The organism is Mesorhizobium sp. WSM1386 (genome assembly GCF_055901595.1).
The window spans coordinates 2,678,888-2,695,170 of record NZ_CM148373.1 but is presented as its reverse complement, the minus strand read 5'-3'; the positions used below and the strand labels follow the sequence as shown (position 1 = coordinate 2,695,170).

General features: G+C 61.5%; 13 protein-coding genes. 10 read left to right on the top strand and 3 right to left on the bottom strand.

What is annotated here, in order from left to right; translation table 11 throughout:
• Positions 1-24 precede the first annotated feature (24 nt).
• Both AC0NIH_RS13130 and AC0NIH_RS13125 read left to right on the top strand, forming a co-directional pair.
• On the top strand, positions 25-1,314 hold the full coding sequence (locus tag AC0NIH_RS13130) for an HlyD family type I secretion periplasmic adaptor subunit (RefSeq protein ID WP_031258209.1): 1,290 nt from the start codon (positions 25-27) through the stop codon (positions 1,312-1,314).
• The gene (locus AC0NIH_RS13125; protein WP_023767787.1) at positions 1,304-1,939 is read left to right on the top strand and encodes a ribbon-helix-helix domain-containing protein; all 636 of its coding nucleotides are present in this window, start codon (positions 1,304-1,306) and stop codon (positions 1,937-1,939) included. The genes AC0NIH_RS13130 and AC0NIH_RS13125 overlap by 11 nt, the downstream gene beginning before the upstream one ends.
• Positions 1,940-1,973: 34 nt before the next feature.
• Here the strand turns inward: AC0NIH_RS13125 and AC0NIH_RS13120 are convergent, their stop codons facing one another.
• Complete coding sequence (locus tag AC0NIH_RS13120) at positions 1,974-2,957, bottom strand: transglutaminase-like cysteine peptidase (RefSeq protein WP_473461539.1); 984 nt, start codon at positions 2,955-2,957, stop codon at positions 1,974-1,976.
• Positions 2,958-3,281: 324 nt separating this feature from the next.
• Here AC0NIH_RS13120 and AC0NIH_RS13115 point away from each other — a divergent pair, with 324 nt between their 5' ends.
• From AC0NIH_RS13115 to AC0NIH_RS13090, 6 genes are all read left to right on the top strand, one after another.
• Positions 3,282-9,542: a beta strand repeat-containing protein gene (locus tag AC0NIH_RS13115; protein WP_474025232.1), complete on the top strand. Its 6,261-nt coding sequence runs from the start codon at positions 3,282-3,284 to the stop codon at positions 9,540-9,542.
• A 24-nt stretch (positions 9,543-9,566) separates the two neighbouring features.
• The gene (locus AC0NIH_RS13110; RefSeq protein ID WP_140780845.1) at positions 9,567-9,935 is read left to right on the top strand and encodes a hypothetical protein; all 369 of its coding nucleotides are present in this window, start codon (positions 9,567-9,569) and stop codon (positions 9,933-9,935) included.
• 14 nt (positions 9,936-9,949) lie between these two features.
• On the top strand, positions 9,950-10,726 hold the full coding sequence (locus tag AC0NIH_RS13105; RefSeq protein WP_473461533.1) for a lytic transglycosylase domain-containing protein: 777 nt from the start codon (positions 9,950-9,952) through the stop codon (positions 10,724-10,726).
• Between the two features lie 94 nt (positions 10,727-10,820).
• Complete coding sequence (locus AC0NIH_RS13100) at positions 10,821-12,038, top strand: type 1 periplasmic-binding domain-containing protein (RefSeq protein WP_473461531.1); 1,218 nt, start codon at positions 10,821-10,823, stop codon at positions 12,036-12,038.
• A gap of 48 nt (positions 12,039-12,086) precedes the next feature.
• Positions 12,087-12,782 (top strand): thermonuclease family protein, encoded by a 696-nt coding sequence (locus AC0NIH_RS13095; RefSeq protein ID WP_245272654.1) that lies wholly within the window; start codon positions 12,087-12,089, stop codon positions 12,780-12,782.
• 106 nt (positions 12,783-12,888) lie between these two features.
• Positions 12,889-13,620, top strand: coding sequence for a GGDEF domain-containing protein (locus AC0NIH_RS13090; protein ID WP_473461528.1), 732 nt, complete (start codon positions 12,889-12,891; stop codon positions 13,618-13,620).
• Positions 13,621-13,919: 299 nt separating this feature from the next.
• On the opposite strand, the gene AC0NIH_RS13085 is transcribed toward AC0NIH_RS13090, so the two are convergent.
• Complete coding sequence (locus AC0NIH_RS13085) at positions 13,920-14,702, bottom strand: Crp/Fnr family transcriptional regulator (RefSeq protein ID WP_473461526.1); 783 nt, start codon at positions 14,700-14,702, stop codon at positions 13,920-13,922.
• Between the two features lie 134 nt (positions 14,703-14,836).
• Positions 14,837-15,001 carry a hypothetical protein gene (locus tag AC0NIH_RS13080; RefSeq protein ID WP_023767776.1) on the bottom strand — a complete coding sequence of 55 codons (165 nt, stop codon included), beginning with the start codon at positions 14,999-15,001 and terminating at the stop codon, positions 14,837-14,839.
• A gap of 217 nt (positions 15,002-15,218) precedes the next feature.
• On the opposite strand from AC0NIH_RS13080, the gene AC0NIH_RS13075 reads away from it, so the two are divergent.
• Both AC0NIH_RS13075 and AC0NIH_RS13070 read left to right on the top strand, forming a co-directional pair.
• A complete protein-coding gene (locus AC0NIH_RS13075; protein WP_023776591.1) occupies positions 15,219-15,518 on the top strand; it encodes a PRC-barrel domain-containing protein in 300 nt (99 codons plus the stop codon).
• A 32-nt stretch (positions 15,519-15,550) separates the two neighbouring features.
• Entirely contained in the window at positions 15,551-16,045 is a 495-nt protein-coding gene (locus tag AC0NIH_RS13070) for a GFA family protein (RefSeq protein ID WP_474025231.1), read from the top strand.
• Positions 16,046-16,283 lie beyond the last annotated feature (238 nt).

The following is a 16,283-nucleotide window of genomic DNA, read 5'->3' as shown; positions in this document are numbered from 1 at the left end:
GATCAATATAATGGGGTTTGGTAAATGCTTGCTAGGGAAGATCGGCCGCCGCTTTTTGCGTCGGCATCCATATTGATCATCGGCGCGCTCTTTGTAAGCTCGGTCGCTTGGGCGTCCTATGCTGAGGTTGATGAAATCGCACGCGGCGACGGCAAGATCATACCCGCCTCGAAGACTCAGATCATCCAGGCCAGCGAGCCGGGCGTCGTTCAGGAAATCGCGGTGACGATCGGGCAGATCGTCAAGAAGAACGACCTCATCATCCGCCTCGACAATACGTTCAACACCTCCAGTCTTGGCGAACAGCAGGCCAAGGCGCGGGCTCTGCAGACGCGCATTGCCCGGCTCAAATTCGAACAGACCGGGAATATCGAAGGCTCATTTCCATGTCCGTCCGAAATCCAGAAAGTCGCCCCTGAAATCTGTGACAACGAGCAGAAGCTGCTCGTAGCCCGCCGCGACAACTTCGAAGTCAAGCTGTCGGTTCTCAAGTCGCGTCTCGATCAGCGCGAGAAGGAGCTGGACGAAGCGACCGCCAATTCCGATCGCCTCACCCAGAATCTGACAGTCAGTGACCAGGAGGCAAAGCTGGTCGAATCGATGGTCAAGAAGGGCCTGATGGCACGAACCGAGCAGTTGCGCGTCGAGCGCGAGCTGACCGAACTCAACGGCCAGCTGACGCTCGCCGGAGAGACCATCAAGAAAGCCAAGTCGGCCATCACGGAGGCTCAGCTTCAGGTCGACGAACTCGGTCTGCAGTTGCAACAGGAGGCGCTCAGCGATCTGACGCAGGCGCTGGCCGACCTCTCGGTGGTTGACGAGACGATACGCGGCGCCACAGATAAGGTGGCGCGCACCGATATCCGTTCACCCGTGGACGGCATCGTCAACACGCTTGACGTGAATACGCTCGGCGCCTTCGTCCAGCCCGGCGCGGTCGTCGCCGGCATCGTCCCGACCTCCGAGACATTGCTGGTCGAAGCCCGGGTCTCGCCGCGAGACGTCGCTTTCATTCGACCGGGCCAGGACGCGCTGATCAAGGTAACCGCCTATGACTTCTCCATCTTCGGCGGCATCGAAGGCAAGGTCTCCAACATCACCGCCGACAGCCTGGTCGACCAGAAAACCGGCGAACCTTACTATCAGGTGCGCGTCGCCACGGAGCGATCCACGCTGACACGGGATGGCAAGGTCTATTCGATCATTCCCGGCATGATCTGTTCCGTCGATATCAAGACCGGACGCAAGACCATCCTGACCTACCTCCTGAAGCCGATCAACAAGGCACGAGAGGAGGCAATGAGTGAACGATAGCGCCACTCCTCCCGCCGTCCTCGACCGGTTGCTCGTGCCGACGAAGGCAGAAGACCTCGGCATGGAGTTCCGGGTCGTCGCGCGCCTCGGCATACGACGCGGAATCCGCCTGGAGCGGGCTTTCTGGACGTCGCTGAGGCATATGGCGGAAAGCCGGAAGTGCACGATCGGCATGCTTGTCGATGAGATCGCCGAAGGTCAGCCTGCTTCTGGCAACCTGACATCGGCGATCAGAGTTGCCTGCATACGTGACATGGCGGAGGAAAACCTGACGTTGAAAAGGCTAGCCTCGATAAGGACGATCAGCGCGATACTGGTCGCCTGTCCCTCGCCCGCCTTTGCCCTTTCATCGTCGAAAAAAATCCTGACCTTCAACGCTCCGTTCCAACAGCTGGTAAAGCGTCAATTGCCGACGGCACCGAACGATGACGGGCGTCAGGATCTCAGGCTGGCACTCGATCTCAACGTCGCGGATATATTTGCACGGCTTGATGCCAATGGCGAAACCCCGGTCGCCAGCGGGTTCGTCATCGGCGCCGGCGACCGCCGCTATCGCGGCCAGTTGAACGCGGTGCGGGCGCCGCTGATCGAGCAGGACCTGCTGATGGCGTTCGTCAGCGGCTAGAGTGTAGCTTCGATCCAACGTCCGCCGGCTGTGCTTACTTTCGCACAAGCTTCCCCAAAGCCGTATCCGGCTGCAATCCTTCGCCGGGTGCGACGCCGGCAAAGCCGCCCTTGATTTCGGCAACCTGCGCATTGCCCGATCTCGAGCCATGGATCCAGGCGCGATCCGTGCTGAAGGAATAGAGCGGAACGTAGTCGGGGAGATCGCTGTCACGCAGGACGGTGTTGTGGAGGCTGTCGAGAATGAATACGCCATCTGCAGTGCTCACCGACAGGACGGCGTGGAAGAACCCGCGCTTGCGATCCTGCAGGACGACGAGCGCCATGCTTTGCGCGGGAATGCCGGCCCTGAGCAGCGCCGTCATCTTCAGTATGACAAAATCCTCGCAGTCGCCGGCGCGCTTGTCGAGCACCTCCGAAGGCTTCGCCCAATAGTCGAGCTTGCCATAGACGACACTGTCCTTCCTGTAGGCGATCAGGCGATTTATGCCGCTGTTGACGAGGGATAGTTTCTCGGTGAATCCCTTGCCCTGTGCCGTCGAGATCAGCGTGGCGAAAGCCGCGCTCTTGTGCTCGCAGGCACTGCCTGCCGTGCAGCCGACGATTGCCTGGTAGACAGGTGCCCACCGCGCCGCGACAGGAAAGTTGTGCATGGACAGCGCGACCGACCCGAACACGCCGGGAATGATCGCAGCCGTCTGGATAGGATCAATTCCAACCTCGGCCGGTCGGACATCGGCGGGCGTTGGCGCAACGGCGACATTGGCGTCGTCGATGGCGTAGCTCGTGGAGACAATGCTAGGCTGGTATCCCGCAACCAGCTGCCAGGGCCGGGACCATTCCAGGGAAACGCCACCCAGGCTACGCGGCGCCTCGACCTTTTCGACGAGCCCGCCGACCGATGCGACACCCTCGAAACGAGAGCTCGCGAGCGATGGCTGCGGCAGGCCCGCAAGGCCGATCGCCAGCAAGAGCAGTTTGAGACCGGCTGTCCCCGGCGCGGTTTTTTCTTTTTTCATAACGCCCACCTTTGACTGTGGACGGTACCAATCTTGTCTCAAATTATTGGCAACGAAGGTAGGTAATGGGGACAGAACTTACTTCATCCGTTTTGCATAAAATTTTATTCTAATTTATCCTTCTATTTACGATCCAGACGGAGGCGAGCCGCCATCAAAAGCCGCCGATACCGACAATATATAACGGAATATATGTTACCGGTTTACCACGCGTAAAAAATACGATTTTGTGCATATTGCAGTATATCAAATGGATTGACGAGCCGTTGCAAAGCAATGGTGAGCGCTGTCTCTTTCCGGGAAATTCCGGAGGGGTACAAGCAAATGACCACCAATATCGAATTGGACACCGCAGCAAGGTCCTGGGACGAGCATTCCGCCGCCAGTGACCATCACGGTCAGACATCGCCGGCGGAGATCCAGGTCGCCCAGGCGGCTTCGACGCAGCAGGCCGCGCCGGCAGCGGCCGAACCTGTGCCGGTCGATGTCGGCAGCGGCGCGCCCGTCAAGCCCGAGGCGCCCGCGGAGGCGAAAGCACCAGCGGCTGCCGCGCCCCACGAATACGTGGCCGACGCCAGCAACGTCGTGAAGCTTCCAGCCAACGTCTCGATCGACAACATCAAGGTCGACGGCCACAATCTCGTGCTCGAACAGGCCGATGGCTCCGTCATCGTGATCAAGGATGGCGCGCTGAACGTGCCGACCTTCCTCATCGGCGACGTCGAGGTGCCGCGCGTTGCCCTGATCGCCGCGCTCGAGGCCAGCCATGTCGATGTCGCCTTCGGCGCCGACGGCTCGATGTCGGCCGGTCCGGGAGGCTCGACCTCCAGCGCAGGCGGAGACTTCTCGGTTCCCGCCGGCGGCATCGGCGACGGGTTCGGTCTTTCGGCGCTGTTGCCGCCGACCGCCTTGCAGTTTGGGCTTCTGGATCGCCGCGAACTCTTCCCGTCCATCGTCGACAGGCCGGTTTCAGTGGTGGCCACGTCACTGCTTGCCCCGGACGAAGCGGCCAGTGAAACCGGCCTTAACGGTGGTGGAGCGCAATCTCCGGGCAGTAACGCGCCGAGCAGCGCGGAAACCTCCGGCACTGGAACGATCAGCATCAACGCACCGGATGGAATTGGTTCAATCGTCATCAACGGCGTCACGGTCACCACCGTCGACCAGCATATCCCGGGGGAGTACGGCTACCTGACGATCGTCTCCTTCAATCCCAACACTGGTGCTATCGAATACAATTACACGGTCACCGAGTCGGTCACTCATACCGATCAGACAGCCGGCTATGATCCCAACAGCGACACGGTTCCGGACAATTTCAGCATCACTGTCACGGATGTCGACGGCGATTCGGCCAGCACGACTTTTGCAGTCGCCATCGTCGATGACGTGCCGACGGCGGGTGCCGACACCGACAGCGTGACCGAAGGCGGCACGGTGAGCGGCAATGTGATCGCCGGGCTCGGCAGCGACGGCGATCCGGCCGGCGCCGACACCAAGGGTGCCGACGACGCTTCGGTAAGCGGAGCGACGGGTGCCGGGGCAACGACGGTCGTGGGCGGCGACTTTCACGTCGCTGGCCAGTACGGCACGCTGACACTGAGCCCGGACGGGACTTACAGCTACGTCGCCAATTCCAGTATCAGTAACGCATCGCCGGTGACGGACACCTTCACCTACACGTTGAAGGACGGCGACGGCGACACCTCGCAGACGACCCTAACTATCACCATCAACGATGGAACCGACCCGTCGGTGGCGACGAACGCGATCATCACGGTGGACGAGGAAGGGCTTGGCACCGCCAATGCCACCGGCAGCGCGGCCGCGACCGACGTCGAGAACGGCAGTGGAACGGTATCGTTCCATGCTGGTTCGGACAATATCACCGGAGTGGCGTTCACATCGGTTGCCGGAATCACGGCCGACGTCAACGGGGTTGCCGGAGCCGACATCATCTGGACGCTGGCCGGCCCGACGCAGATCATCGGTTCGATCAACGGCATCAATGCCATCCAGATCGACCTGGTTGCCCCGTCGCTGCCGATCCTGGTGGGCACCAACGGGTCCGCGACAGTCAATGTGACGCTGCTCGACAACTTCCCGCATCCAGACGCGGATGGTGAGAACGTCATCAGCCTGAGCGGCATCAACGTGGTCGCCACCGATACGGACGGCGACCAGGCGAGTGCAACGGTTCAGGTCAATGTGACTGACGACGTGCCGACAGCGGTCAATGACGGCCCGTACGCGGTCGTCGAGGATGGTGCCAGCACGGTCTCGGGGAATGTACTGACCAACGACATCTCGGGCGCCGATACGCCCAAGAGCTTCTCGGCCTGGTCGGGAAGCGACGCGGCGGCGATCACCGCTCTCAACACCTACGGCACGCTGACGCAGAACGCCAACGGCACGTGGTCCTATGTGCTCGACAACAGCAAGGCGGCAACCCAGGCGCTGACCTCCGGTAGCCATCTGAGCTACGACCTGCATTACACGATGACCGACGCCGACGGCGACACCTCGCCGGCGACGCTGACCATCACCATCGACGGCGCCAACGACAGCGCAACCGTGGTGACGGCACAGGCCCAGGGCGCCGACAACACGGTCTACGAGGCCGGCCTCAACCCGAACGGCTCGGATGCCTTGGCCAACACCGAGACCAGCACCGGCTCCTTCACCATCTCGGCGACCGACGGCATCCAGAACATCGTCATCGGCGGCGCCACCTTCACCATGGCCCAGGTGCAGGCGTTCGCGACGACCAACGGCGTGGTCAACACCGGCGAAGGCGTGCTGACGCTGACCGGCTACACCGGCGACGCCCATTCGGGCACGGTCGCCTATAGCTACACGCTGTCGGCGACGATCGACAATGACAGCAAGGTGCCGACCGGCAACGACAGCGTCAACGCCACCGGCTTCGACGACAGCGTCGCACTGACGGTCAATGGCGTCGGCGGCACCACCGCCAGCGACAATCTCGTCGTCCATGTCGTCGACGACGTGCCGACAGCGGTCAATGACGGCCCGTACGCGGTCGTCGAGGATGGTGCCAGCACGGTCTCGGGGAATGTACTGACCAACGACATCTCGGGCGCCGATACGCCCAAGAGCTTCTCGGCCTGGTCGGGAAGCGACGCGGCGGCGATCACCGCTCTCAACACCTACGGCACGCTGACGCAGAACGCCAACGGCACGTGGTCCTATGTGCTCGACAACAGCAAGGCGGCAACCCAGGCGCTGACCTCCGGTAGCCATCTGAGCTACGACCTGCATTACACGATGACCGACGCCGACGGCGACACCTCGCCGGCGACGCTGACCATCACCATCGACGGCGCCAACGACAGCGCAACCGTGGTGACGGCACAGGCCCAGGGCGCCGACAACACGGTCTACGAGGCCGGCCTCAACCCGAACGGCTCGGATGCCTTGGCCAACACCGAGACCAGCACCGGCTCCTTCACCATCTCGGCGACCGACGGCATCCAGAACATCGTCATCGGCGGCGCCACCTTCACCATGGCCCAGGTGCAGGCGTTCGCGACGACCAACGGCGTGGTCAACACCGGCGAAGGCGTGCTGACGCTGACCGGCTACACCGGCGACGCCCATTCGGGCACGGTCGCCTATAGCTACACGCTGACGGCGACGATCGACAATGACAGCAAGGTGCCGACCGGCAACGACAGCGTCAACGCCACCGGCTTCGACGACAGCGTCGCACTGACGGTCAATGGCGTCGGCGGCACCACCGCCAGCGACAATCTCGTCGTCCATGTCGTCGACGACGTGCCGACGATGCTATCTCCCGAGAGGGCAGTCCTCGTCAACGTCGCCGGCGGCACGGCGACATTCGACCTGGATGCGGATGCCAATATTGATAACAATGTCGGCGCTGACCAGCTTGGCGCGATCAGTTTCTCCAACATCACAAACGGCCAGCTGGCCACCGGCATCATAAACGGGAGTTCCGTCAATCTGACATCGGGAGGTCAGCCCATCCAGTTGTTCCTTGTCGACCACGACTCCAATCCTGCCACCCCAATGCAGCTGCAAGGGTGGACAGGCGGTCTGGGCACCGGAACCGAGATCTTCCAGATAACATTGCAACCAGATGGAAGCCCGGCGTCCAGCGCCGACCATTACCAAGTCGAAGTGTTCGCCGCGATTGGCGCCACGCAGCAGACCCACATCGACAATTTTTCCGCGCTTGGCTCTAACACACAGCAATTCAAGGTGCTGGACGTGGCCGGTACCACTCAGGATGTGTTGTTCTCCGGCTTCGAGCGCCAGGCCAACGGCGCAAACAACGCCGGGTCGGGATCCTCAGTCTCGGCAAGCACGACTGGTATCGGCGTCGCCAACAACTCGATGAATGACGGAGACAACCTGCGGATTGATTTCGTCAACAGTGCAACCGTCACCACCGGCAACAACAATACGTACGACTACTCGACGCACTACGACGTCAATAGTTTCCAGTTCGCCATTGTCCAGGTGAACGGCAGTCCCCCGGCGGACTCGATCGAAACCTGGGTGCGCATATACAATGCGGGGGATGACGATCCGAACACCACCTCGGCGGCAGACTCCGCCGCCCTTGCGAACGACACACGGCTCCAAACGATCACCGATATCAAGGTAAACGGCATAAGCCTGAACCTAGCTTCGCTGACGACGGACGGAAATGGCGGTTACCTGGTCACAGGTCTCGACCTCAACGACACCGTTCTCGTCACGGCGTCCGGGACCGGATATGACAGGATTGAAATCGAGAATGCTCGTTCCATCAACGGTGCAACCCCCAGCCTCGATGGCGAGTCTTTCGACATTGGCGCATTTGCATTCGTCAGCACCATCACAAACGTCCCGTCAGTCGAACTCAACTTCGACCTCCTATTGAAGGACGCAGACGGTGACACTTCCATCAGTCCTCTGGTTGTCGATCTGCTTTCATCAGGTAGCGCGACCACGGATCATTCAAGTTCCGGCTCTTTGGTGAATGAGACTGCCGGTGCGGGAGTGGACAACATCATCGGTTCCAACTTTGGGGATTCGCTTACCGGGAATGGCTCGGCGAACGTACTGGCTGGGTTGGACGGGAACGACATCCTGAACGGCGTCGGTGGAAACGATTTGCTCATTGGCGGCTCGGGTGACGACACCCTCAATGGCGGCGACGGCAATGACATCCTCGTTGGCGGCGCCGGCAAAGACACGATGACCGGCGGTATCGGTGCCGACACCTTCGTGATCGGGGCTGGTGACTCGACGCCCGTCATAGGCGGATCGGGCAACGCCGGCACGATCTCCGGCTACGACATCATCACCGACTTCGTCGCCGGGACCGACAAATTGACCCTGCCGGGCAGCCTGGTGGCTGCGACCGGCGGCAACATCAATGGCGGGAATTCCACGTTGACGATTGGCGGGGACACGGTTCAGTCCCATTCGGTCACGAACGGTATCGCCACGTTCTTCGGGACGGACGGCTTTACAACACAGTTGACAGTCAATTCGACCGCAAGCTTGGCGGCAGCTGTCCAGTATCTGACGATGACGGATATCGGAAACGCGGGGGCGACACTCGCCTTCACGGCGACAATAGCGGCAGTAAGCCATACATTTGTCTACACCCAGACCGGTGCAGACGCCGGCGTGGGAACTCTCGTCGATCTCCAGGGTGTCACGATAACGAATCTGAACACCCTGATCGGAGGATCGATCGATCCCATCATCCTCGACCTGAACCATGATGGCTTCGCCTTCTCCGACGTCAGCCATGGTGTCCAGTTCGATATGAATGGCGATGGCACCAAGGAGCAGCTCGCCTGGAACACATCCCATGACGGCATGCTGGCGATGGATCTCAATCATGATGGCAAGATCGACGATGGCACGGAGCTCTTCACACCGAACTTCGGCGGCGGCCATTTTGCCGACGGCGCGGCCGCGCTGGCCTCGCTCGACAGCAACCATGACGGCGTCATCGACCACAATGACGCTGCGTTCAGCAGCCTGCTGATCTGGAAGGACGCCAATGCCAACGGCATCAGCGACACCGGAGAATTGTCGCACCTCACCGACAATGGTGTCGTGTCCATCAGCACAGCCGCGAATACCACGATCAGCGAAATCGATGGGCAGACCGTGACTGGAACAGGAAGCTTCCACATGGCCGACGGCACGACCGGCAATTACGTCGAGGTCGAGCTCGACACGTCGCTCGTTGCCCCCGGGCAAACGTCCGTTGCCTCCGATGGCACGAAGACCTTCGCCGTCGGCTCGCTCGAGGTTACCGACCTGATCGCCGACTTCCACGATGGCGACAAGATCGATCTTTCCTCGTTGCTCAAGGGCCTTGCCGGCGTCACCGATCTCGTAGGCGGCGGCTTCGTGGAGATCGCGCAGTCCTCGGCCAATGCGGCCAATGCCGAGGTCAAGGTCGATACCAATGGCGGCGGCGACAATTACCACACGGTCGCCGTGCTGGAGAATTATACATTCCACAGTGCCGCCGAGGCGGTGAAAATACTTTATGATGACAGCCACGGCACCAAGACGGACGTGGCCTAAAGGCGAAAGGGACGGGGTAGCAACATGAACAGAATTTTGCGGGTGGCTTTCGGGGCTGGTCTACTGTCGATCTTGTCGACGGGGCTTAATGCCGCCGACATCATCGAAGGGCCGACGGGCGACTATTGCCGGACCGTCGGCACTTCCAATCTGGTGCTGACCGACAACATCGTCGATCTCAAGGCCCAGGTGGTGAAGCTGATGGACGAATCGGTCGCCGCGGCCAACAGCTCGGAATGGATCAACTCGTCGCGGCCGGTCTTCGTCTGGGCGTCGGAAGCCAAGGTCGCCTGCGGCATGGCCTATGGCTATCTGAAGACGAACTACAAGGACGAGGACACGCTCAACAAATGCGAGTGTTTTCACGATCGCATGGTCGAGTACATGCACTGACCGGATAGGCAAATTTGCGCCTGTTGGCCATCATGCCAGCCGACGGATCCTTTTTGAGGGCGATCGCCGCAACGATCGCGTTGGCTGGCTTTGCCCAAAGTGTCACGCCGGCCCGCGCCAACTGGCTCGAACGGCCTTCCGTGGCGCAACATCGGTCGTCGGGTTCGACGCGGCCGCCGCGTTGCGACGCGGCCGCGGCGTGGACCCGGCAGACGTTCAAGGCATTTGCGAGCTGTCAGGCCTCAATCTATGGCCTCGAGCCGGCGCTGGCGCATGCCGTCATGGAGATCGAAAGCGGCTTCGATCCCGACGTGCGGGGGGCCGATGGCGAAGTCGGCCTGATGCAGGTGATGCCGGCGACAGCGCGAATGCTTGGCTTTCGAGGCTCCCTCGACGATCTGGGCACGCCGGCGACGAACATCGCGCTGGGGGTCAGATATCTTGCCCAGGCAAACAGGCTCTCCGCCGGTGACCTCTGCACCACGGTCATGAAGTATCGCGCCGGGCATCATGAAAGCCGGTTCTCGGCGCTCTCCGTCCGTTACTGCCAGCGCGCGCGGGCAATCCTTGCCAGGGACGGGTTCGAAGTGACCGGACCGTTGCCGGTCGCGACATTCGGCTTTTCCACATTTTCGACAGACGGGCAGGATGGAGCCGCCGCCCAGGAAAACCGTGTCTGCGTGCGCCGGGTGTTCGTACCCGGGCCGCGATACATGAAATGCGCCGACTACAGGACCGCGGGGCAAGCAAGACAGATCAGGGCCCTGAGGGCCCGGCTCTTCGGCGGGTAAAGAAAACAACAGGACGGCGCGACAAGTCCACCGTAACATGCGTGGCAGACCAGACCGGGAAGAACAAGCCGGCAGCAGACAGGGCGGGACAATCATGGAAACTGGCCGAAGGGTCTATTGTGCGCGGTCGTCGGCTCTCGCCTTCGCGCTCGCCGTGACATTGTCGGGCTGCCAGTCGAAGGGCAACGTCACCGAGGTGCTCGACCCGGCGGCAATTGCCGCGCCCGCCGAGCAGGCCACGCCGGCGGGGCAGAATGGCGGTGCCGGCACCGGTCCGGTCCAGGCGACCCAATCGCTAGGCACCGGTTCGGCAAAAGTGACGATGCTGCTGCCATTGTCCGCACCCGGAACGGCAGGTGAAAACGGCCGCAAGATGCGCGATGCGGCCAAGCTGGCGATGACGGATATCGGCAATGGATTGCTCACGCTGACGATAGAGGACACGAAGGGCGACAGCACACAGGCCGGCAAGCTGGCGGTACAGGCCATCACCACCGGGGTGAAAGTCGTCATCGGCCCAACCGAGTTGCCGGCGGCTCAGCACATCGCCACGCTGTCGGGATCGAAACGGCCACCGGTTCTGGCACTTGCCGACAATTTCGCCGGCAGCGCCGGGGTTTATGCCGTGCCGCTCAGCGAAGCGGACAGCGCCGCGGCGGGTGCCGCGGGGCTTGCCGCCAAAGGCAGCAAGAAGTTCGTATTGCTTGTCTCGGGTGGCCCAAACGCCAGCGCCGTCGAGAAGCGGGTCGCCAACGGCCTCAGCATCTATGGCGCCACGCTAGCGGTCACTGTCCCCTATTCGGGCGGCGACGGTGCCGCGAAAGCGGTCGACGAAATGGGCTCGCTCGTGGACACCCCCGACGCGGTCATCGTTGCCAGCGGAGACAGCAGCCCCTCGTCCGTGCTTGCCGCCCTCAAATCGAAGGGCATTCCGGGAAAAGCAATCTCTGTCGTGGGAACGAACCGCTGGCTGGAGCACCCCATCGATCCCCTGTTTGAGGGCGCGTATATCGCCACGCTCGATTCGAGCGAAACCGGGCCGATCGCCGACCGCTTCAGGACGACGTACAATTATCCGGCCGACGTCAATGTAGCCTACGCTTATGATATGGTTGCCCTGACAGCGGGAATTGCCAGCGCGGTCGGACCCGACGGTTTCAGCAAACAGGTTCTCGAAAACCCGAACGGATTTCGCGGATCAACGGGCCTGTTCCGCTTTCGCGCCGACGGGTCCAGCCAAAGATCGATGCCGTTCTATCGGGTTCAGAAAGGTGCGCTCAAACTGGTTGCCAAATCGACCTCTGGTTTCTGAACCGCCGGTGACGGGGCCTGGCTCGAACGCCGCGCTGGCGTGATGGGCATGCCCGGGCGCATCCGCTGGGTTATCGCGGTCGGAGGCTTCGAGCTCGTGCTCGGGATTGTCCTGATCATGCAGGCCGGAGCCTTGCTTGCGATCGACCGGCCCGCCCCCGCGCCCCAAATGGAGCGTGCCGGCAACCATCCAACCCCTGTGGTCGCGGCCGTTCCCGACGGTCCATGGCGAGACGCGCGCAGGGTTGCCGAGAGTCTTGTCGCGCCGCCGCCGATTGACTTGTCCGAAATCGAGCGGGCCGAAGCCCGCCCGCCGCTCGGCGATCTGGGTCTCGCCGTGCCCCCCAAAAGGCCGAGGCCCGGTGACTGGCGCGAAACCCTGCTCTTTCGCCCGGTCGCTACGTCGTCGGCGACTTTCGAATCCATGGGACGCAAAGTGATCATCAGTGGCGTCGCGAGCATCGAACCGGAGAGAACCTGCTCGTTTCAAGACGTCGCCTGGCCTTGCGGCCAGCGCGCACAAGACGCCTTCAACTCCTGGCTGCGGGGACGCGCGCTGAAATGTTTCGTACCGCCGGACATTGAGCATTTTGCCATCGCCGCGCCGTGCAGTCTTGGCAAGCAGGACGCCGGCGCCTGGCTTGTGTCCAACGGCTGGGCGATGGCGCTGCCGACCGGCATCTATGGCAAGGCACAGGCGGTCGCCGAAGAGACGCAGATGGGAATCTTCGGCCCTCCGCAATAGCTGCCAGGATCGATGACGCTCCCACATCGATCAAATTGTATGGTTTGCCGAAACTGAAATTGCGGGAGCCGGTGCTATATCAGCTGATCTGACAGGAGATTGGCCAATGGCACAAAACGCAGCGAACGCCTCCGCCCCAGCGTGGAAGAGCGTCGCCTGGCTCACCGTTCTGGGAACTGTCGGGAGCCTTGGCCTCTCCGTCGGCCTCAACTACCTGCTGTTGTTCAGCGATGCCCTGACGCCGTTCGGGCGCAGCATGGTCGCCGCGGTGCTGTTGCCGCTGATCATTGGGTTGCCGCTTTTCGTGCTGATCGGCTGGATGCAGACCCAGATCCGCGGCTATCGGCGGGAACTCAACAGGTCTGGAACCTATGACAGGGTGACAGGCTGCCTGAATGGTCCGGTTTTCACCTCGATGATCGAGCGGCGCACAGCCAGGCCGTCGGCGTCGGGGCCACGCTCGGGCGCCTTCCTGGTGATCCATGCCGAGCATCTTCGATCCATCAATCTTCGCTTCGGCCCCGGCTGGGGCGATGAGGCCTTGCGGCTCGTTGCCTCGGCCATACAGTCCGCTGTCCGCAAGGAGGATATGGTGGGGCGCATAGGAACATCGATGTTCGGGGTCTTCCTCCCCGGTGCGACCGAAGCCGAGGCCAAGGACATTGGCGAGCGCATCCGGGCAGGCGTCGCGCGGGTCTATTTCGCGCCCAAGGGCAGCGAGGACGTCCTGGCGATCAGTGTCGGAAGCACCGTGTTTGAAACCGAGCTGGCATTCGAAGACATGTTCCGCTCGGCGGAACAGCAACTGTCAGGTGCAGAACCGGTCGCGAGTCTCTGAGCGCGATCGCGGGAGAGGCCGCCAACCACGCAATCTCCACGGCATCGAACAGGCAGTGTGACCAATTTGCCCAGCATGCAGTGCGTTACCAGGCTATGTACAGTTCGTACTAAACCTCGAGCGTTCGTTGCAGGCTTTTTGCGGAGCGCTAGATTGGCCACGCGGCATCCCCAATTCATGCCGCAGTGGCCGACGCGGGCTTAGGCAATGGTGTCTCACCGGCATCATCGCGTCGGCCACTCGCAAAATGATCCGAGCCGGTCCCGACAGGCACGCACCCTTCCCGCTTCCCTCAACGCTTACGTGGGAGGCCGTTCCTGCCTTGCGGGGTTTTTTGAACCCAAGTCCCCGACAAGCCGGCGGTATTGGGCTTCGGGTGGTCCGTAAGCCTCTCGCGCCAACGTCAGCAGGCCATCGCGGCTACGGATCGTGATCTCTCCGCGACGGGCACGGATATACCCATAGCTCTCGATCATCTGCAGCCCGACAGTCACTCCAGGGCGTCTGACGCCGAGCATGATGGACAGAAATTCATGGGTTATCACGAGCCTGTCGCCGACAGTGCGGTCGCCGCACATCAAAAGCCACCTGGCCAGGCGAACTTCCAGGCTTTGCCGCGCGTTGATCGCTGCCGTGTAGCTGGTCTGGACGTGAAGATATTGGACATAGCGCAACAGAAACGGCCGCAGCGTCGGGCTATCCTCCAAGGCTTCGACGAATGGGGCAGCCGGTATGCGGATCGCTTCACTCGTCGACTGCACGTAACAGTCGAAGTTCGCCTGTTCGTCCCCCATCACCAGCGCCGAGCCGGTCATTCCTTCGAAGCCGATTATGCCCACTTCTGCTTCGGCCTTCGCCGATGTCTTCGCCACCACCGATGCCAGCCCGCTTTCAAGAAAGTAGACGGCTTCAATCTTTTGACCCGCGGTTTCCAGCGGCGCGCGCAGATCCAGGAAGACGCTCTGGAGATGCGGCTTCAGCCGCGCGAAATCGTCCACGCTCATACGGCGCAACAATTCGCTCTTGGCTTGCAGGATCTGGTGATCCACGAGACTCTCTCCCTTGGGCAAGAGCACTCGCATCTCTTAGCCGGCCGCGCCCGTCGAACGAGCGGACGGTGACGAACCATAGACTGCGCTTCACGCAGCACTAGGAGGGCTAGCACGTTGGTATAAAACCGACATTTACTGCTGTGGAAAAATCGCGGCTTCGCGGGCTATCCATCTTTCGCCGCAAGACGAGCCTCGCGCAGGATGGAGGCGCGATCGAACCCGACCAGCGATATTATTTCGCGTATCTGCTGCTCCGTAGCGCCGGAATCCCGTGCAAGTGCACGCACCGTCTCTGCCGTCAGACCCGGGCGCTCAGGTTCTTTCGCCATGACATCCTCGTGCCGGCCAAAGCGCGATCGCCTTTCCCAAGCGTCGCGCGAACCATTTTCTCTTTGTACGATTTCGTACAGACCTTGGCGAGTCAAATCGGGCCTTGGCTCAATTCGGGTGGTTCTCCAGCCCATCCATCCGAGACCACCAAAATCGTTCGGAACGATTGCCTCGCTGGGTGGTTCAACTATCCCGTCCCAACAGGAGACTTGACCGATGGATCACACCAATCACGTCCGCCTCACGAGCGCAGAATTGACGCCTGACATCTTGGAAGACGCCACGATTTACGACGCTGACGACAACAAGGTCGGCACCGTTTCACATGTTCATGGTTCCGGCGCCGGCAGTCAGGTGGTGATCGACGTCGGCGGATTTCTCGGCATCGGCGCCAAGCCGGTGGCCGTCCCCGCGAGCCAGTTGGATTTCATGCGCGATGAAGATGGCGATGTCCACGCGGTGACCAACTGGACCAAGGATCAGCTCAAGAACATGCCCGAGCATCACGACGCCTGATCAGGGATTTACCCTGTCCCGGGAGCGGCCGCATGACCAATCCCGGGAGATCGGAACGCGGCAGATGCTTCGGCACCATGGAGTGTCGGATGACGCGGCGCGAGACCGGGACTTGCTTCTGCGGGGCGATAGCCGCCGTCATGGACGGCGAGCCTTTCTGGATATGCTACGATCACGACGACGATTGCCGTAGGGCTATTGGCGGTCCGCTCACGGTCTGGGTCGGGTATCGGCCCGACCAATTCCGGCTTTTGAGGGGAACTCCGAAAAGCTTTTCGAGGACACCCGGCGTGGTCCGCACCTTCTGCCCTGACTGCGGTAGTTCCATCGGCTACAGCGACGAAGGCCTGCCGGACGAACTCTATCTGACGATCGGCTTCTTCGACAAACCTGAAGGGTTGCGCCCACAAGCTCATGCCTATTGGGAGCTCAGGCTGCCTTGGGTCGCATTCGACGACAAGCTGCCGCGCATCGATCGTTATTCGAGGAAGCGCGACGCAAAATTCGGCAATCCACGTGACAGGTAAACTGACCGCGCCGCTGGGACGATGCTGAGATCACCGCTTCTTCGAGAAAGGGTTCATTGCGCGGTATGCGCTCGTAACTGAATGGCGACAGGTCGAGCATCTGAAACGCGCCATGGACGATCAGTTCCGAGACCGCCCGGATCTCAGAGGGGAGGACACTCCCACTCTTTTAACCAATGATTCCCGGCGCTCCTGCGAATGGGAGCCTTTATCCCGATCATTCGTTCTAGCCTGAGTT

Bases quoted from the DNA above. Each gene is read 5' to 3' on its own strand.
- AC0NIH_RS13070 (WP_474025231.1), top strand. From the start codon at position 15,551: ATGACCAATCCCGGGAGATCGGAACGCGGCAGATGCTTCGGCACCATG.
- AC0NIH_RS13075 (WP_023776591.1), top strand. From the start codon at position 15,219: ATGGATCACACCAATCACGTCCGCCTCACGAGCGCAGAATTGACGCCT.
- AC0NIH_RS13085 (WP_473461526.1), bottom strand. From the start codon at position 14,702: ATGCGAGTGCTCTTGCCCAAGGGAGAGAGTCTCGTGGATCACCAGATC.
- AC0NIH_RS13100 (WP_473461531.1), top strand. From the start codon at position 10,821: ATGGAAACTGGCCGAAGGGTCTATTGTGCGCGGTCGTCGGCTCTCGCC.
- AC0NIH_RS13095 (WP_245272654.1), top strand. From the start codon at position 12,087: ATGCCCGGGCGCATCCGCTGGGTTATCGCGGTCGGAGGCTTCGAGCTC.
- AC0NIH_RS13080 (WP_023767776.1), bottom strand. From the start codon at position 15,001: ATGGCGAAAGAACCTGAGCGCCCGGGTCTGACGGCAGAGACGGTGCGT.
- AC0NIH_RS13090 (WP_473461528.1), top strand. From the start codon at position 12,889: ATGGCACAAAACGCAGCGAACGCCTCCGCCCCAGCGTGGAAGAGCGTC.
- AC0NIH_RS13115 (WP_474025232.1), top strand. From the start codon at position 3,282: ATGACCACCAATATCGAATTGGACACCGCAGCAAGGTCCTGGGACGAG.
- AC0NIH_RS13130 (WP_031258209.1), top strand. From the start codon at position 25: ATGCTTGCTAGGGAAGATCGGCCGCCGCTTTTTGCGTCGGCATCCATA.
- AC0NIH_RS13120 (WP_473461539.1), bottom strand. From the start codon at position 2,957: ATGAAAAAAGAAAAAACCGCGCCGGGGACAGCCGGTCTCAAACTGCTC.
- AC0NIH_RS13110 (WP_140780845.1), top strand. From the start codon at position 9,567: ATGAACAGAATTTTGCGGGTGGCTTTCGGGGCTGGTCTACTGTCGATC.